Annotated in this window: 17 protein-coding genes; 8 read left to right on the top strand and 9 right to left on the bottom strand. The window is 52.9% G+C overall.

Features of this window, described 5'->3' with window-relative positions:
- Positions 1-4: 4 nt before the first annotated feature.
- The 3 genes from QET93_RS08650 to QET93_RS08640 all read right to left on the bottom strand — a co-directional run bounded on the left by QET93_RS08650 (position 5) and on the right by QET93_RS08640 (position 2,078).
- Positions 5-832, bottom strand: coding sequence for an ATP-binding cassette domain-containing protein (locus QET93_RS08650; protein WP_280125359.1), 828 nt, complete (start codon positions 830-832; stop codon positions 5-7).
- A 22-nt stretch (positions 833-854) separates the two neighbouring features.
- On the bottom strand, positions 855-1,655 hold the full coding sequence (locus tag QET93_RS08645) for an ABC transporter permease (RefSeq protein ID WP_280125360.1): 801 nt from the start codon (positions 1,653-1,655) through the stop codon (positions 855-857).
- A 153-nt stretch (positions 1,656-1,808) separates the two neighbouring features.
- On the bottom strand, positions 1,809-2,078 hold the full coding sequence (locus tag QET93_RS08640) for a hypothetical protein (protein WP_280131460.1): 270 nt from the start codon (positions 2,076-2,078) through the stop codon (positions 1,809-1,811).
- A 102-nt stretch (positions 2,079-2,180) separates the two neighbouring features.
- Here QET93_RS08640 and QET93_RS08635 point away from each other — a divergent pair, with 102 nt between their 5' ends.
- Together QET93_RS08635 and QET93_RS08630 are read left to right on the top strand one after the other, a co-directional pair.
- Positions 2,181-3,683, top strand: a complete 1,503-nt coding sequence (locus tag QET93_RS08635; protein WP_322189946.1) for a family 10 glycosylhydrolase — start codon at positions 2,181-2,183, stop codon at positions 3,681-3,683.
- Between the two features lie 73 nt (positions 3,684-3,756).
- A complete protein-coding gene (locus tag QET93_RS08630) occupies positions 3,757-4,398 on the top strand; it encodes a hypothetical protein (RefSeq protein WP_280131462.1) in 642 nt (213 codons plus the stop codon).
- Between the two features lie 33 nt (positions 4,399-4,431).
- On the opposite strand, the gene QET93_RS08625 is transcribed toward QET93_RS08630, so the two are convergent.
- The 3 genes from QET93_RS08625 to gluQRS form a co-directional block, all read right to left on the bottom strand.
- A complete protein-coding gene (locus tag QET93_RS08625; RefSeq protein ID WP_280131463.1) occupies positions 4,432-5,337 on the bottom strand; it encodes a prephenate dehydrogenase/arogenate dehydrogenase family protein in 906 nt (301 codons plus the stop codon).
- Between the two features lie 106 nt (positions 5,338-5,443).
- Positions 5,444-6,073, bottom strand: coding sequence for a hypothetical protein (locus QET93_RS08620; protein WP_322189945.1), 630 nt, complete (start codon positions 6,071-6,073; stop codon positions 5,444-5,446).
- Positions 6,074-6,078: 5 nt separating this feature from the next.
- Positions 6,079-6,921 carry a tRNA glutamyl-Q(34) synthetase GluQRS gene (gene gluQRS / locus QET93_RS08615; protein WP_280131465.1) on the bottom strand — a complete coding sequence of 281 codons (843 nt, stop codon included), beginning with the start codon at positions 6,919-6,921 and terminating at the stop codon, positions 6,079-6,081.
- Between the two features lie 170 nt (positions 6,922-7,091).
- Here gluQRS and QET93_RS08610 point away from each other — a divergent pair, with 170 nt between their 5' ends.
- Positions 7,092-7,349 carry a hypothetical protein gene (locus tag QET93_RS08610; protein ID WP_280125367.1) on the top strand — a complete coding sequence of 86 codons (258 nt, stop codon included), beginning with the start codon at positions 7,092-7,094 and terminating at the stop codon, positions 7,347-7,349.
- Positions 7,350-7,457: 108 nt separating this feature from the next.
- Entirely contained in the window at positions 7,458-7,877 is a 420-nt protein-coding gene (locus QET93_RS08605; protein WP_280131466.1) for a DUF456 family protein, read from the top strand.
- A gap of 82 nt (positions 7,878-7,959) precedes the next feature.
- Here the strand turns inward: QET93_RS08605 and QET93_RS08600 are convergent, their stop codons facing one another.
- On the bottom strand, positions 7,960-9,213 hold the full coding sequence (locus QET93_RS08600; RefSeq protein ID WP_280131467.1) for a 4-hydroxy-3-methylbut-2-enyl diphosphate reductase: 1,254 nt from the start codon (positions 9,211-9,213) through the stop codon (positions 7,960-7,962).
- A gap of 84 nt (positions 9,214-9,297) precedes the next feature.
- Between QET93_RS08600 and QET93_RS08595 the strand changes: the two genes are divergently transcribed.
- A complete protein-coding gene (locus QET93_RS08595) occupies positions 9,298-10,380 on the top strand; it encodes a tRNA-dihydrouridine synthase (RefSeq protein WP_280131468.1) in 1,083 nt (360 codons plus the stop codon).
- On the opposite strand, the gene QET93_RS08590 is transcribed toward QET93_RS08595, so the two are convergent.
- Positions 10,325-10,846, bottom strand: coding sequence for a threonine/serine exporter family protein (locus QET93_RS08590; protein WP_280125371.1), 522 nt, complete (start codon positions 10,844-10,846; stop codon positions 10,325-10,327). The genes QET93_RS08595 and QET93_RS08590 overlap by 56 nt on opposite strands.
- Positions 10,843-11,718 carry a threonine/serine exporter family protein gene (locus QET93_RS08585; protein ID WP_280131469.1) on the bottom strand — a complete coding sequence of 292 codons (876 nt, stop codon included), beginning with the start codon at positions 11,716-11,718 and terminating at the stop codon, positions 10,843-10,845. The genes QET93_RS08590 and QET93_RS08585 overlap by 4 nt, the downstream gene beginning before the upstream one ends.
- 190 nt (positions 11,719-11,908) lie before the next feature.
- Between QET93_RS08585 and QET93_RS08580 the strand changes: the two genes are divergently transcribed.
- The 3 genes from QET93_RS08580 (at position 11,909) to QET93_RS08570 (ending at position 15,293) form a co-directional block, all read left to right on the top strand.
- A complete protein-coding gene (locus QET93_RS08580; RefSeq protein WP_280131470.1) occupies positions 11,909-12,844 on the top strand; it encodes an ABC transporter ATP-binding protein in 936 nt (311 codons plus the stop codon).
- Positions 12,845-12,906: 62 nt separating this feature from the next.
- Positions 12,907-13,695, top strand: a complete 789-nt coding sequence (locus QET93_RS08575) for an ABC transporter permease (RefSeq protein ID WP_280125374.1) — start codon at positions 12,907-12,909, stop codon at positions 13,693-13,695.
- 41 nt (positions 13,696-13,736) lie between these two features.
- The gene (locus QET93_RS08570) at positions 13,737-15,293 is read left to right on the top strand and encodes a Gldg family protein (protein ID WP_280125375.1); all 1,557 of its coding nucleotides are present in this window, start codon (positions 13,737-13,739) and stop codon (positions 15,291-15,293) included.
- Positions 15,294-15,313 lie beyond the last annotated feature (20 nt).

The raw sequence follows: 15,313 nt of genomic DNA, 5'->3' as shown, positions 1-15,313 counted from the left end.
ATAATCAAATGTGATAACGTTCTCGAATTGCTTCGTTAATCAGTTTTTCCTGAAAATTCGGTCTGGGTTCCCCCTGCAGGGTTTTCCAGTCCTCGCCCGACGAGCCGCGGACGAAATTCATCAAAAGAGGGTCTTCCGTCTTCACCAATTCCAGCGGCGTACCTGTCCAGCGGACTTTACCCCGGTCCAGAAAGATCACCCGGTCGGCGATATGAATAACGCTGCTCATGTCATGCGTAACGATCAGCGTCGTAATGTTTTCCCGAATGCAGATGCGGCGGATCATGAAACTGACATTGTCGGATACGACCGGATCCAATCCGGCCGTCGGTTCATCATACAGCAGGCACTCGGGGGACGACACCATGGCCCGGGCGACAGCTACACGCTTGATCATGCCCCCGGAAAGGTTGGCCGGCATTTTGTCACCATGCCCGTCCAGTTCCACGGAAGCCAGGGCGGCCTCCACTCTGGAGCGTATCTCGTTTTCGTCTTTAATACCTTGCTCGATCAACGGGAAAGCAACGTTCTCGAAAACACTCATGGAATCGAACAAAGCCCCCTGCTGGAACATAAAGCCGATCCTGGAACGCAGAGGTGCCTTGTCCGCCTCGGGAACATTGCTCATGCGCTTGCCATCAATCATGACGGTTCCCGACTTGGGATCCAGCAATCCGACAAGATGTTTGAGGATGACGCTTTTGCCCGCCCCGGAACCGCCTATGAGCGCCAAAAGTTCTCCGCGTTTCACCTCAAAACTGACTCCGTCCAGCACACGCTGGGATCCAAAAGACTGGGTAATGCCGTCAACTTCAATGTAGGGTGTTTGCATAATTCGTCTTCCGGTCATTTCGTTAACGCATGAACCCCATCGGGAAAATCTGGTTCAGCACCATTGTCAGCAGGAAATTGGCAACCAGCAGGGAAACGGCGGAATATACCATGGCGCGCATTGTCGAACGCCCGACACCTACGGCACCGTCTACAGTAGCCATTCCTTCCCGGCAGGAAATAATCCCGATCAACATAGCAAAAACAAGAGCCTTGACAACCGAACAAACCAAGTCTCCGATTGCGACAAACTTCTGCATAAAGTGGAGCCAGTAGGCCTCGTTGACGTTGAAAGACACAACGCCGATCACATACGCAGCAAGAACCCCCATCAGAACAGCCTCCAGCATCAAAATCGGCGTGGAAATCAACATCGCCTGGATGCGTGGTTTGACGAGGTAGTCCACAGGATCGACATTCATCGTCCTCAGAGCATCCACTTGTTCCGTCACCTGCATGGTGCCAATTTCAGCAGCCATGGCAGATCCGACACGTCCCGCCAGCATCAACCCCGTAATGACGGGACCCAGCTCACGGAACATACCCACGGCTACGACCGCCCCCCCCATCGTCTCCATTTTCACCGTCTGAAGCTGGAAAAGAGTCTGGGCCTCCAGCACAGCCCCGGTAAAAACTCCCGTCAGCAGGACAACAGGCTGAGAACCGACACCGATCCTCATGATTTGATCGACAAGCACCCGGTAGCGGAACTTCCCATACAAACAACTCCGCAGGAAACCGAAAAACAGGACGCCCATGGATCCAAAAAGATCCAATACATTGAAGGCCATTCGTCCCAGAGTCGCCGGCAAGCGAAAATGCATGAATGTTACTAAACACGTTCAAGAGACCGAATCAAGCCATCATTCTACCATTCCTCTTTAGAAGAATCCATACAACAAAGAAAAGGAACCCCTGCCGCATGTTGTCCGGCGGGAAACGTTTTTCGAAACAACTGATCATTACTCCCGCCATCCTCAGCGATGGTAATGGCGGTAATCATGCCTGTAATGGTCATTGTGGTGATGGTGATCATGGTAACGGTCGTCGTAATGGTGCTTGCGATCATGATTGTTCTGGATGGCCGCACCGGCAATGGCTCCGGCAGCCAGAGCTCCCACACCGATGGCAACGGCTCCTCCCGGAGATACCGAAGTATTGCCGTAGGCATCCGTCGTACAGGAACTCAGAGGAAAAGCCATGGCAGCCAACGGAATGAGCCAAACGTATTTTAGTTTCTTTTTCATCGGTTCGTTCATATACCTGTATAGTGACGCCCAAGCGCATTTTTGTTTAAAAAACGTCTTTCCCAGTCATTTCTGACAGGAAAAACCATAGGGGAAGTCCCGATGACTGATGGACATTCTCCCGCCTATCGGGTACATCTGTCGCAGTTGCATTCATCCATGAAAATCCGCTCAATATCCGGCAAAATATACGGAACGGCCTTGAGCCTGCTGCTGGCCGCCACCCCTCTTCTTGCATGGCAGCCTTCCCGGGAAAACGTACCTCCCCCCAGGCAGGAGTTCCGGGCTGCATGGGTAGCCACCGTCCACAATCTTGACTGGCCTTCCCGGTCTGGCCTTTCCGCTTCAGCCCAACAGGCAGAACTCATCCGCATTCTGAACACCTGCGCCCAGTTGAGGCTCAACGCCGTTTTCCTGCAAATACGCCCAAACTCCGATGCCCTCTACCGCTCCTCGCTGGAGCCCTGGAGCCAATGGCTCTCCGGCCCGGGAGTTAATCCGGGGTACGATCCCCTCGCCTTTGCAACAGCCCAGGCCCATATTCGCGGGCTGGAACTCCACGCATGGATCAACCCATTCCGGGCCAAAGCCAACAAAAACCACAGCGTAGGCAGAGGCCACATCTCCCTTTCCCACCCGGAAATCATCAAGCCCGCCGGCAGCGTCCTGATGCTGGATCCGGGTATCTCCCGCTCGCGAAGCCATGTCTTGAGTGTCGTCGAGGACATTGTGAAACGGTATGACATCGACGGAATCCATCTGGACGACTACTTCTACCCCTATCCTCCCGCCGTCCTCCGCGACGGCAAGAGCAGCTCCCAGCGCCGTGACTACATTGATTCCTTCGTTTCCGACATGTATGACATGGTCAAATCGGCCAAACCTTGGGTACGCGTCGGTATCAGTCCGTTCGGCATTTGGAGACCCGGTAATCCGAGCGGTATCGAAGCCGGAGTCGATGCCTATGAAAACCTTGCCTGCGACGCCAGAAAATGGCTTCGCAAGGGATGGGTGGACTACCTGGCACCACAGCTTTACTGGAGGTGTGAACCGGCCAAGCAGAGTTTTCCTGCCTTGATGCAATGGTGGGCTGCCCAGAACCCGTCCCGCCCCGTTTGGCCCGGCATCGCCACAGCCCGTATTAAGAGCTCTGAAGATCCAGGAAGACCGGCTTCCGAAATTGCCAGACAGATTCAATACTCCCGCTCCCTGGCGCGTACGGCCCCCGGTCAATGCTTCTGGAGCATACGTTCCATCCTTCAGAACAAAGACGGCATCCAGAAACATATTCGGGCTCTTTATCCTGATGCAGCAATCCCTCCTGCCATGCCTTGGTCGGGATCCGCAGAACCGGGACAGCCCAATCTCAGTGCCACGGGCAACTCCTCCGTTACATCGCTCACATGGACACCCAGCGGTCGTCCCGCGCGAAAATGGGCCATTCAGGCCCGCTACGGTTCCCAGTGGCGCACGTTATGCCTCCTGCCGGGCAATCAAACAAAGCTGACACTACCCAATTCCTTCATCGGCAATGCCGCTTCACTAGCCGTCAGGGGGATATCTCCCTACGGAGTTCCCGGCCCGGCGGCATCCGTCATGAGGTAAAAAAAATCCAGGGTCCCTCACTTTTTTCATCTCTCTACTTGATTTAACGCGTCATATTGGTTAATCCGCATCTATGAGCAAAGCTTTCCTACGATTTGCCCTGTTGGCATCCGCCGTTCTACTGACCGTCTCCTGTTCCGTAGAAACAGATCGGAAGACCTCTCTGGTCAGCGGAAAAAAACAGGATGGGGTACGTCAGGATTTTGGACAGGAAAAGGACCTCCGCGAACATTATGCCGGCGGGTTTTCCTATAAAAAAATGCCGGATGGCACGATGCAGGTTGCCTCGGACCGCAGAAGCTCATTCGAAGGCAATCGTTACGATACGGGCAATGACGATGCCTTTGAAAAGAAAAAGTTCGACACGAAGGGATTCGAAACATCCCTCGCCGACGTTTCCAGAAAAGCCTTCGATACCAAGGCATGGAAAGACAGCCGCAAACTCAACGAAATGACCGTGGAAACGCCGGAATTCATCAAGAACGCCGAGAATTTCAATAACCGCAAATGGCAGGGAGGAGACGCCAGCTTCGCAACCAGCTCATACGGGGATTCCAGTAAATCCTGGGACGGCAAGAAAACCTTCGAGACGGATTTGAACGAAAACATCATCCAAAAACGCGCCGATCTAGCCGCTCCTCCAGTCTATTCCTTGAAAGAATACCAAGTCAAAACGGTTGATGAAACCCGCTCCATGATGGGCAGAACCGACTAATCAAGGTAAGTTTGCTTCCCCCCTCTCCATTTATCATTCCAGCCCGCTTTCATCTGGCGACGGATGCATAATTGTCCGTCGCATATCACCGGCCCCCTGAAGCCAGAGTTTGAGGGCATCCCTGTTCCCTTTCCGCAACAAATTCCTCAAGCAATCCAATTCCGCGGCACATATATCCAAAGCGGCCAGGACTTCCTCCCCGTTTTCCATAAGAATTTCCGCCCACATGGAAGGTTTGCCCATCGAAACGCGCGTCGTATCACGAAACCCCCCTGCCGCCAGAGCTTTCAGAGAATCAAGCATATCCGTACAATCCTTCCCGGAGCCCCTGGCACAAACAGACGCCAGAGCATGAGGCATATGGGAAATCCTGGCCACGGCCCGGTCATGGGAAACGGAGTCCATCTCAATCACACGACCTCCCACGGTTTCCCAGAATAGACGGAGAGATGAAACTAACGAAGAGGACAGATTTTCCTCATTCGTCAAGGCAACCATGGCATTGCAAAACAACTCCGGATCCGCATATTCCATGCCCTGTTTCTCCGATCCTGCCATCGGATGGGAGCCAATGAATGCCACGTTGCGTTCGGAAAGCCACGAACCCACATCACGGTGGACACACCCCTTCACTGAGCCGACATCCGTCACCAGTGCCTGTTCCAAATTCCCGGCAGCCACTTGCTCCATCATAGAACGCATAGTTCCCACAGGAGTTGCCAAAACAACCAGGTCAGAACCTTGGACGGCCTCATTCAAATCCACCGTATACAAATCCGCAGCATCCAGTTTTCTGGCTGTCTCCAGCGGTTCCTCCCGGCGTCCCCATAGATGCACCTTGATGCCGGGGCTGTATTTTTTCAGAGCAAGAGCCAGCGAACCGCCCAGAAGCCCCGGGCCCAGTATCGATACGGTACGGATAATGATGGAATCTATCACGAGTAGGAAAAGTATAGAAAAACAGCACTGACCCGAAAGGAAAGTGCTGTATGAAAAAACATCTTATCGGGAATCTGCCTCCATGAGGAAAACTCCGGAAGAGCACTTACGGCACGATAAACTTGCGATCCGGAAAGTGAGGATCACGCATGATTGTACCGGGAGCCTGACGGGTACCGTCAGGTTTCTGAATACGGATCTTTTTCGTCCGGTCATACGGGCTGAAAACGACCATCGGATCTTCCGTCGGCCATGCAGTCTGGATCGACTCGTTATTGGCCGGTTTGGGAGGATTTACAGGAGGCGTCACGGGATTTACCTTAGGCGTCTGGACGGGCGTTTTGACTGTCGGAGACGGGGTAATAGTCGGCGAAGGCGTCGTACCGGGATTGGCAAGAATCTGCCCAATCGTACCCGTACCGGGATTGACTCCCGTATTGCCAGAAGCTAATCCCTGCTGATTATTGGGATCAATGCCAATTGAGGATGGATCCTGAAGCTGGTTAAGAAGCTCCGTTTGATCGGGAGCAGGAATCACAGACGGAGTTTCCGTATTCGTATAGGGCGTTCCATTGAATCCGGGTAGCGGCCTGTCCACAACACGGGGAGGCTGCTCACATGAAACCAGGGCTATTGTGCTTACTGCCACAAGGACAGCCATCGGTTGATAACTCTTCATCACTAATTCTGGATTGATGTGGACTTTATACCCCACCATGCAAGGTGTCAATGCCATTTTCCCTAACAAATCATCTGCATGATTTCTCTGGGAGAGAGGCCCTGTTCCCGTAGTGTACGTATAGCCAGGCTCCCATTTCTTTTGGCCAGTCTGACTCCCCGGTCATCGCAAACCAATCTATGGTGTTCCCAAACGGGAACAGGCAGGCCGAGGAGTTCCTGAAGAACGCGGTGTATGCCTGTACAAGGCAGAAGATCCTCACCCCTGGTCACATGGGAAATGCCCTGTTCCGCATCGTCCGTCACAACGGCCAGATGATAACTGGTCAGACAATCCTTGCGGGCGAGAACTACATCTCCCAACATGCAGGGATGGCACACTTGGCGGCCAAAACGCAGATCCACCCAGGCAAGGTCGCCCGTCAACGCGGCTGCCCGCGCGCAATCCAGCCTCCATGCATGAGCGGCTCCGGAAGCGATCAGCTCATCCCGGAGATCAGATGGTAGATCACGGCAGGTACCGGGATAGGAATCCACCGCTTCTCCCTGGGGAGCACCTCCGGAACGGGCGAGTTCCTCTGCAATTTCGCGCCGCGTGCAAAAACATGGGTAAACGACCCCAAGGTATTTCAATCGTTCCAAAGCAGCCGCATACAAAGACATGCGACTGGATTGGAAAACAACCTCTCCGTCAAAGCGAATTCCGAGCCAGCCCAAGTCTTCCATGATGCCGTCCGCCCAGTCCGTCCGGCACCGGACCGTGTCGATATCCTCCATCCGCAGCAGACATTCCCCGCCCAGTTCGTCGGCAAGGGTTCGGGCTTTCCAGGCCGCCAGTACATGACCCAAATGGAGCAATCCGCTCGGACTGGGAGCAAAACGCGTTCTGGGCAATTTGAAATCCATATCCAAGTGATGGAATATTCCCGCTTTCGCGTCAAATACAAACACATGAACGGCAACTTCCGTGTTCTCTTGTAAATTTATCCTTGCCCACCCCCCCCTGTTAAAGCTAAATAAGCCCATCTCACTCAGAAAGAGAAAATCCAGATTAAAGAACCAACAAACTACCAATCATGGGTCAGCAACACCGCAAAGTCACCAAGCGCCGCCGCCGTATCAACTACATCAAGCGCAAGAAAGAGCTTGAACAGGCTAGCAAAACCCTTCCTGTAAGACTTGCCGTCTCCATTGCCAAGGACGACGACTCGGAAAAGAAGCCCGCAGCGCCCAAGAAGAAGGCAGCCGCTCCTAAAACCGAAGCAGCTCCCGCCAAGAAGGCCCCTGCCAAAAAAGCTCCCGCCAAGAAGGCTCCTGCAGCTGATTCCGAATAATTCGTCGGAAATCGGCAAGGCGCAGCTACCATGACGAACAAGGGGGCTGCTACCTCGCATTTCTTCAGACTAATCCTTATACGGGTTAGTCTGTTTTTATCTCCGCCCATGGATATCATTTTACAGTATTCCCTTCAAACGGCATTGACGTTGCTTGTCCTGATCCTTGTCGGAATGGGACTCGCTGGTTGTGTCATCCCCGTCGTGCCGGGCCACCCGATGATATTCCTGGGCTGCATGACCGCCTCCTTCATCTCTTCCTCTCCGGAATATTCCCCCGGATGGGTAACGTGGGGGGCTCTTGCCCTACTCTGCATCATCGGCATGCTGGGAGATAACATTTGCACCTATTGGGGAGCCAAACGCTTCGGCAGCACTAAGGCCGGTCTCTGGGGAAGCCTGATCGGACTTCTCATCGGAGGTTTTTTTTCCCAATGGGCATCCTCATCGGCCCTTTCCTGGGGGCCGTTATTTTTGAGGTCGGGTTTCAAAAACGGGAAATACGGGAAAGTCTTTCCTCCGGGATAGGGGCTGTTCTGGGGATCTTCGCAGGATTCCTGTTCAAATTAGGGATAGCCGCCCTGATGATCGTCTGGTTCCTGACTGCCAGTTACTGGTACTGACCGGGAAGCATGCCGGCAGCGGTCAGGATGGAATCAAACGAATCCCCCCGCAGCATGCCGACGCGGAAAATCGTCTCTTCGACGAGATTGCCCGGACAAGAAGCTCCGGCCGTAATCCCCACCTTGACGGGAACATCCGGATTCCCCATCACTTCGGGAAAGGAACTTTCCACAATCCGGTGAAGCCTGGTATCGAAACATTCCACTTCAGTCAGGGAACGAATGCAAGCTGCGGCTTCAATGAAAAACGTCGGTACGGATTCCTTTGCAATATCCACCAGATGAGTCGTATTGGAGCTATTGTAGCCACCCACGACGAACATGATGTCCGGTTTCTCATCCAACAACTGGAACAGGGAATTCTGGCGATCTTGCGTCGCCCCGCAAATCGTATCGAAAACGGAATATCGTTCATCATTGCCATCGCGTTTAACCACCGCGTTGCGGATCATCGTCTGGATGGACTGGGTTTCGCTCTTCAACATGGTCGTCTGATTGGCCAGCCCCACCTTGACGAGGTCGCGGTCAGGATCAAATCCCGGAGACATGGCTCCTTCAAAACGTTTCATGAATTCATCCCTGCACCCATGCCCCATCATATAATCCGCAAGGGCGCGTGTATCCTCTTCGGTGAAAATAATGATGTATTTCCCGCGTCCGTCCTCGCCGAGAGCGCGCGAAGCCGTAGCAAGGGTTTCTTCATGAGTCGCCTTGCCATGAATGATAGAAGTAACCCCCATAGCCGCAAAATCCTTCACTCGACGCCACACTTTCACAACGTCGCCGCAGGTCGTATCGACGATGGAAACCCCCTTGTTCGTCAAAAAATCCATAAACGGAACCGGAACCCCGAAAGCAGGAACGATAACTACGTCTTTTTCACAGAGCTCATCGTATTCGTCGGTCATCGTCTTCCAAGGCAGGCGAATCACTCCCATTGCTGCCAGCTGGCGGTTCACTTCGGGATTATGAATAATATCCCCAATCAGGAAAATACGGTTCTCGGGAAAAACATTCCGGGCGGCATACGCAATATCAATCGCACGTTGGACTCCGGTGCAGAACCCGAACTCCGGAGCCAGCACAAAAGTCGTATGTCCCAATTCCAAACGGTTCCCGGAAGAACGAACAGATTCCACCAGGGCGCTCTGGTAATGGCGGCGTACCTTCTCCTGGACAATCCCCATCACTTCGGCACGGCGGACATTCACTCGCGAATTGCGTTTCGGCTGACGATCCATGCCGACAAGAGGCCACAGGAAATCCTCCGCGTCAAGAAGTCATTGTCTCTTGCTTCAAGAAGCTGTTCCCTGTATGCATCGCACATGCTTCTCGCCCTGGCTCCCATGAAAGACATCACGGACCTGGCTTTCCTCCGTGTCCTGACCTCCCTCGGAACCCTGCCCGACTATTTCATCACGGAATATTTCAGATCCAGCCCTCATCACAGTAAGCCCGATCCTAAAATTTTGAGATCTATCGACGAGAACCCGACCGGATGTCCTATCTACGCCCAATTCGTCGGCAGTGACCGCGACTCCCTGGTGCGGGATGCACGCCTGCTCATGGAGCATCCCGTTGCCGGAGTCGATCTCAACATGGGATGCCCGGCCCATCTCGTCTGCCACAAAAACGCCGGCGGAGGCCTCTTGCGAAAGTTACGCACGATGGATACCATCCTCGGAGGCCTGAGAGATGCTCTGCCTGAAGGTGCCTTCACCGTCAAATGCAGGCTTGGATGGGAAGATCCACAGGAATTTTCCGCTATTTTGGGCATCATCGCCAAACACTGTCCAGACCGGCTCGCCATCCATGGGAGAACCGTCCGGGAAGGATACAGAAGTCCCGTTCATCCGGAATGGATCGCCCATGCCGTAGAAGTCATGCCCTGCCCCGTCATTGCCAACGGCAACATCGTGGATCCGGCAACAGCTTCCGTCTGGATGGAACAATGCCGCCCCGCCGGATTCATGATCGGACGGGCAGCCATCCGCAATCCCTGGATCTTCGATCAATTACGCGCAAGTTTCTGCGGCAAGCCCGTCCCTGCTCTCATCCGGCGAGACCTTTACCGCTACGCCCTTCTCCTATCGGAGGAAACTGCTGCCACGCAGGATCGCTTCGATGAAAAAAAACACGTCAACTCGTTGAAGAAATTCATGGTCTACATGACCTGCGGCTTGCCGGATGCCTTTGGATATGCCATCCGCAGAGTGGCAACACAGCAGGAATTCCAAGCTACATGCGCCGAATTTCTTGACAATAAACTGCCTGTCGACATTCGTCCTCCGGAACATTCACCTCTTTTTGCCCACCATGAAGACCTTCTTTCCGCCGGGCGAGAAAGGGACCCTAATGTTTCTTGCCCTCGGGAGAAGGGTTCCCCATGGGGCGGCGTGTCATCATAAGCGTCTGCTCCTTATACAGAGACAGGGCAATACCCACAACCAGGGCAAAGAGAATAAATACCGTTTTCAACCCGTTGGCAAAAACTCCGATCAAGGTATCGAGAAGCACTTTTTCATTCTCCGTCTGGAAAAACTGCATTAAAAACAACACCGTCTTATACGCATACATCCCCGGAATCATCGGAAGCAAAGAGGGGAAGGCAAATACCTCTGCCGGGCAATATACCCGCTTGGCGAAGAAAATACTCAGTAGTCCGATGATAAACGATGCGATACAGGTGGATACAACAATCCCCATCGACGTATTCTCAATCAGGAAAAAACGCAGACCGTGTCCTACGGCAGCCAGCAGGGCACAGATCGGGATCGCCTTCCGGGGAGGATTCGAAATCACCGAAAAACCTATAGCCGCCACAGCAGCAAAAAATCCGTCAGCCAAAATCGACAGTGCAAAATCCGGTATCATAACATGTTCACTCCATAGATGTACAACGAAATGGCCAATCCCAGTGCAATGCAAATAATCAGGTTGCACGCACCCACCAACCGGGAAATCCCCATCAGGACAAATCCCTGAAGCAAATCCATAATCCCGTTAATCAAGGGAACTCCCGGTACCAGAAAAAGAACGCTCGTCGCCATGGCAACACTCGGCGTCGTCCCCCATTGAAAGAAAACGGCCAATCCGCCAATCAGAGAAGCCACACAGGAACAGACAGTAAACACAATGTAATGGTTCACATGCCGTTTCATCATTTCCTGCCGGACAAAAAAACCGGACAGGGTTGCAGCAAACACAACCACCATCGCGATAAGGTCTCCCTGAAACAACCGGCAAAACGATGCATTGGCCAAGGCAACCAGCATCAGTACCATCCAGCGCGACATAGAGGGAATGGCGACGATTTTCCTGTATTTCCTCCGGAATTCATTCACGGACAAATGGCAGTCATGCACTTCCCAACTCAGTGTACTCAGAAGTGAAATCGTCCTGAAATTGATGGGAGCCGGTTCGATCTTCTTGATCAGTGTCTGCCGGATGGAATGGTCCTCCTTGCGCTTGACCGACATCATCACGGACTTCTGAAGAATCGTAATAGCCACACTGTACCCGAACGATTCCGCAATACGCGACGTATTGCGGACAACACGGGACGTATGCGCCCCGGCCGCCATCATCATCACAGCATAGTGCAGCAACGCATCCGCCGAAATCTGGAACGAGGTTCGTTTTTTCCCGCCGGAATGCCCAACACAGTCGGGATCTCTCCCCTCCCCGGTATCGGAACGGGGGACTTGGGACTGAATCTGTGAATCGGATGGCAATTCCTGTGTCATTTATTGAGGAAAACGAAACCGGCGGATGCATACGCGCCAACCGAGAAATAGTCAAGCATTCAGCATGTTCACGAAATTTGGAGAAAACATATCCCCACGTATTTCATGCTATCCGATGCGGTTACATGGAAAAATCGACTTGTGGCTCCCCACGATTTGCCTAGTATAAGTGTCGTCACTTTCAGCATCCATGATTAAAGCCGACCACCTCTCCAAAACCTTTGGCCGTTTCCAGGCAGTCAAGAATGCCACATTTACCATTAACAAAGGAGAAATCGTCGGGTTTCTTGGCCCCAACGGCGCCGGTAAAACCACAACGCTCAAGATGCTGACGGGATATCTTCCTCCTTCCGGAGGCTCCGCCACCATCGCCGGATACGATATCGTGGAACAAACCCTGGAAGCAAGAAAACACCTGGGGTATCTCCCGGAACACGTCCCGCTTTACGATGACCAGCGCATCACCGAATATCTGAAATACCGGGCTCGGCTGAAGGGCATCCCTTCCAAGAAAATCTGGGACTCCGTCTCCCAGTCCCTGGAACGTTGCGGATTGGAAAACGTGCACCGGAAAATGATCCGAACCCTCTCCAAGGGATATCGCCAACGCGTCGGCCTTGCGGATGCGTTGCTCGGCAGTCCCGATCTTCTGATTCTCGACGAACCAACTAACGGATTGGACCCCAACCAGATCCGCCAGATCCGGGAACTCATCAAAGAACTTTCCAAGGAACATACGATCATCCTTTCCACCCACATCCTCAGTGAAGTGGAAATGATTTGCAACAAGGTCATCATCATCGACCAAGGCATTATCAAGGCAGAAGATACCCCGTCCAACCTTACCTCCAACCTTCGCGCGGCCGGACGCATCAATCTTGAATTTAAAGGCGATTTGGAAAAAATCACCGCTATGTTTGAAGAAATCCCCGCCGTCAAGAAAGTCATCTTCGAAGAAACCTCGGAAGACGGGTGGCACACTGTCACCGTCCGGGCCGAAGCCGGCACCGATACGCGGGAAAAACTGGCCCAAATCATCGTCGGGCAAAACTGTCCTCTCCGCCACATGTACCGCCATGTGCCCAATCTGGAAGAAGTCTTCGTGGAAATGACCCGCCGCAACTAATTCGCCGCTTCGTTTCACATTACCCCGCTTTCTCCCGACATCCCATTCCATCCAACGCTGCCATGTCATCCATTATCACCATTTTCCGCAAAGAACTCCGGAGTTACCTGGGGACGCCATACGGCTGGATCATTCTAGCCTTCGTCATGGCGCTGCAAGGCGTGTCTCTGTCCGCCACTTTGAAGATGTTCCAGATCGCCCCTCAAAAAGAAGGCATCCTGTTCTTCATTCTCCACTCCCCCACCTTCTGGTTCTACTTCCTGTTCATCTTCCCGCTCATCACCATGCGCCTCATGGCCGAAGAAGAAAAAACAGGCACTCTGGAATCGCTCCTCACTGCCCCTATCAAAACGCCGCAGGTAATCATCGGTAAATTCCTGGCAGCCTATGCTTTCTATATAATCCTCTGGCTGCCCATGCTCCTCTACCCCCTTATTGGCGAGCTATCCGATGTTTACATCAATCTTGTCCACGGCTATTCGACCGACACCGGCATCCAGCTGAGTTACCGCCTGTGCGATTGGGTCGGGGCGTATTCAATCATCCTGCTCATCGGAGCCTGGTTCACCTCCATCGGACTGCTCTGCTCATCTCTAACCAGTAGCCAGATCATTTCGGGGATCACCACCATCGGTACCCTCGTCTTTATCTTCTTCCTTGGTCTTGTTCCCGTCATATGGGGAGAATTCCCCGCAGCAGGTATCTTCCACTACATCTCGTGTTCCGAACATCTGGACCGTTTTTCCGCCGGCTTGATTGATACGCGTCCAGCCATCTTCTATATCAGCATGACTATCCTGACTTTGGCCCTGACTATCCGCGTTGTGGATCACAGGCGCTGGAAACATTAATCCGTCATTCCCGAACCTATTTCCCCTCTCTATTCACCACCATGAGTGAACCCGAATCTACAGAAACCGCCCCCGCCGCCAAGCCCCACAGGAAAAGGAAAAGTTTTCTAATCTGGCTTAACCTGGCACTGCTTGTTTTCATCGTCCTTGCCGTCAATTATATCAGTTTCCGGGAATACTACCGCCGGGATCTGACCGAAGATCAGCGTTACGTTATTTCGTCCCAGTCCATCAATCTCCTGAATTCCCACCTCCTTCAGGAACGGAAGACTCCCGTCAAAATCATCTTCGCCTTCCAGAGAACCACTCAGAACTACACCCGCATGCGGTCTCTTCTAGAAGATTACGTCCACAATTCCAACGGCAAAATCGAAGTCGAATTCATCGACCCCCTGCGGCAACCCAACCGGGCTCGCGAAATAGCCCTCATCTACGACGGCCTCGAATTCAAGAAAAATCAAGTTGTGATTGATGCCAGGCAGGATACTTCCCGTTCCCTCAAAAGCTTTGAAGGCAAACGGGAAGGAGTTTCCCATGTCCAACACATCCCCGGTGACGCCTTCGTCGTGTACGAAAAGAGTCAGGACGGGAAAGGCATGAAAGCCGTTGCTCTTCAAATGGAAGACATGATGACCGCCGGGCTCATCAGTGCTCTGGAAGGCGTTCGTCGTCCCCTATACGTCATTTCCGACAAAAGCAATTTCAACGCCGATAAAACAGATAACGAAGACTCAGTCTACCGTACGCTGGAACATATCTGCCTCTCCCAGAATCTTGAACCCAAACCACTCGCTATCAATGGGCTTAAAAAAATACCAGATGATGCTATGGGTCTCATGATCGTCGCCCCACAGTACGATTTCACCAAAGAAGAAGTAGACGTCATCTCGGATTACTGGAATCGCCCAAAATCCGCCGTCCTTGCCTTCATTGATCCCAATGCCAAAGACAACAAATACTTCTACCGCTTCCTCCGCGAACAAGGGATACGCCCTCAGGATGACCGTATCCTCCTGCGCAACCGCAAACAAGCCTACTATCAGATCAACGCCATCTTCGCTCCGGGGCTGGAATGCACGGAAGACTTCTGGAACTCCAGTACCGGCCTCGAAGGAGAAAGCATCTCCCTCCAAATCGCCGATGAAGATCCTCAACTCGGCAATCGCAAAATAAAAACCTTCCCTCTCCTCATTACCACATCCGAATTTTACGGAGAAACAAAATATAACAAACTCAACCCTCAGTTTGACGCCCAGGAAGACAACCCCGGCCCTCTACTGATCGCTGCAGCCATTCTCCGCGGCAACACGAGCGATATCAATCTCAGCAAGGAAACCGGTCGTATGGCCGTCTTCGGGAATGTGGACATCCTTCGTCCGAAGCAGATCAAGCCGGAACAGAGAGACTTCATCCGTTCCATCGTTTCCTGGATGACAGACCGCGAAGAACTCGCCGGCATGGGTTCCAATCATGACCTGACTATCAAGCTCAACCTGGATCGCAACGCCCTATCATTCCTGCAGATGTTGATCAACCTCGGCCTTCCGCTGCTGGCTCTGCTGATCGCCCTGGTCATTTGGAACACACGCCGTAGTTAAAAACAGGACCGCCCTTTTCC

It is taken from the genome of Akkermansia sp. N21116 (assembly GCF_029854705.2).
Taxonomy (GTDB): Bacteria; Verrucomicrobiota; Verrucomicrobiia; order Verrucomicrobiales; family Akkermansiaceae; genus Akkermansia.
Note: the sequence above shows the minus strand (reverse complement) of the source record. Positions and strands in the feature narration are given on the sequence as shown.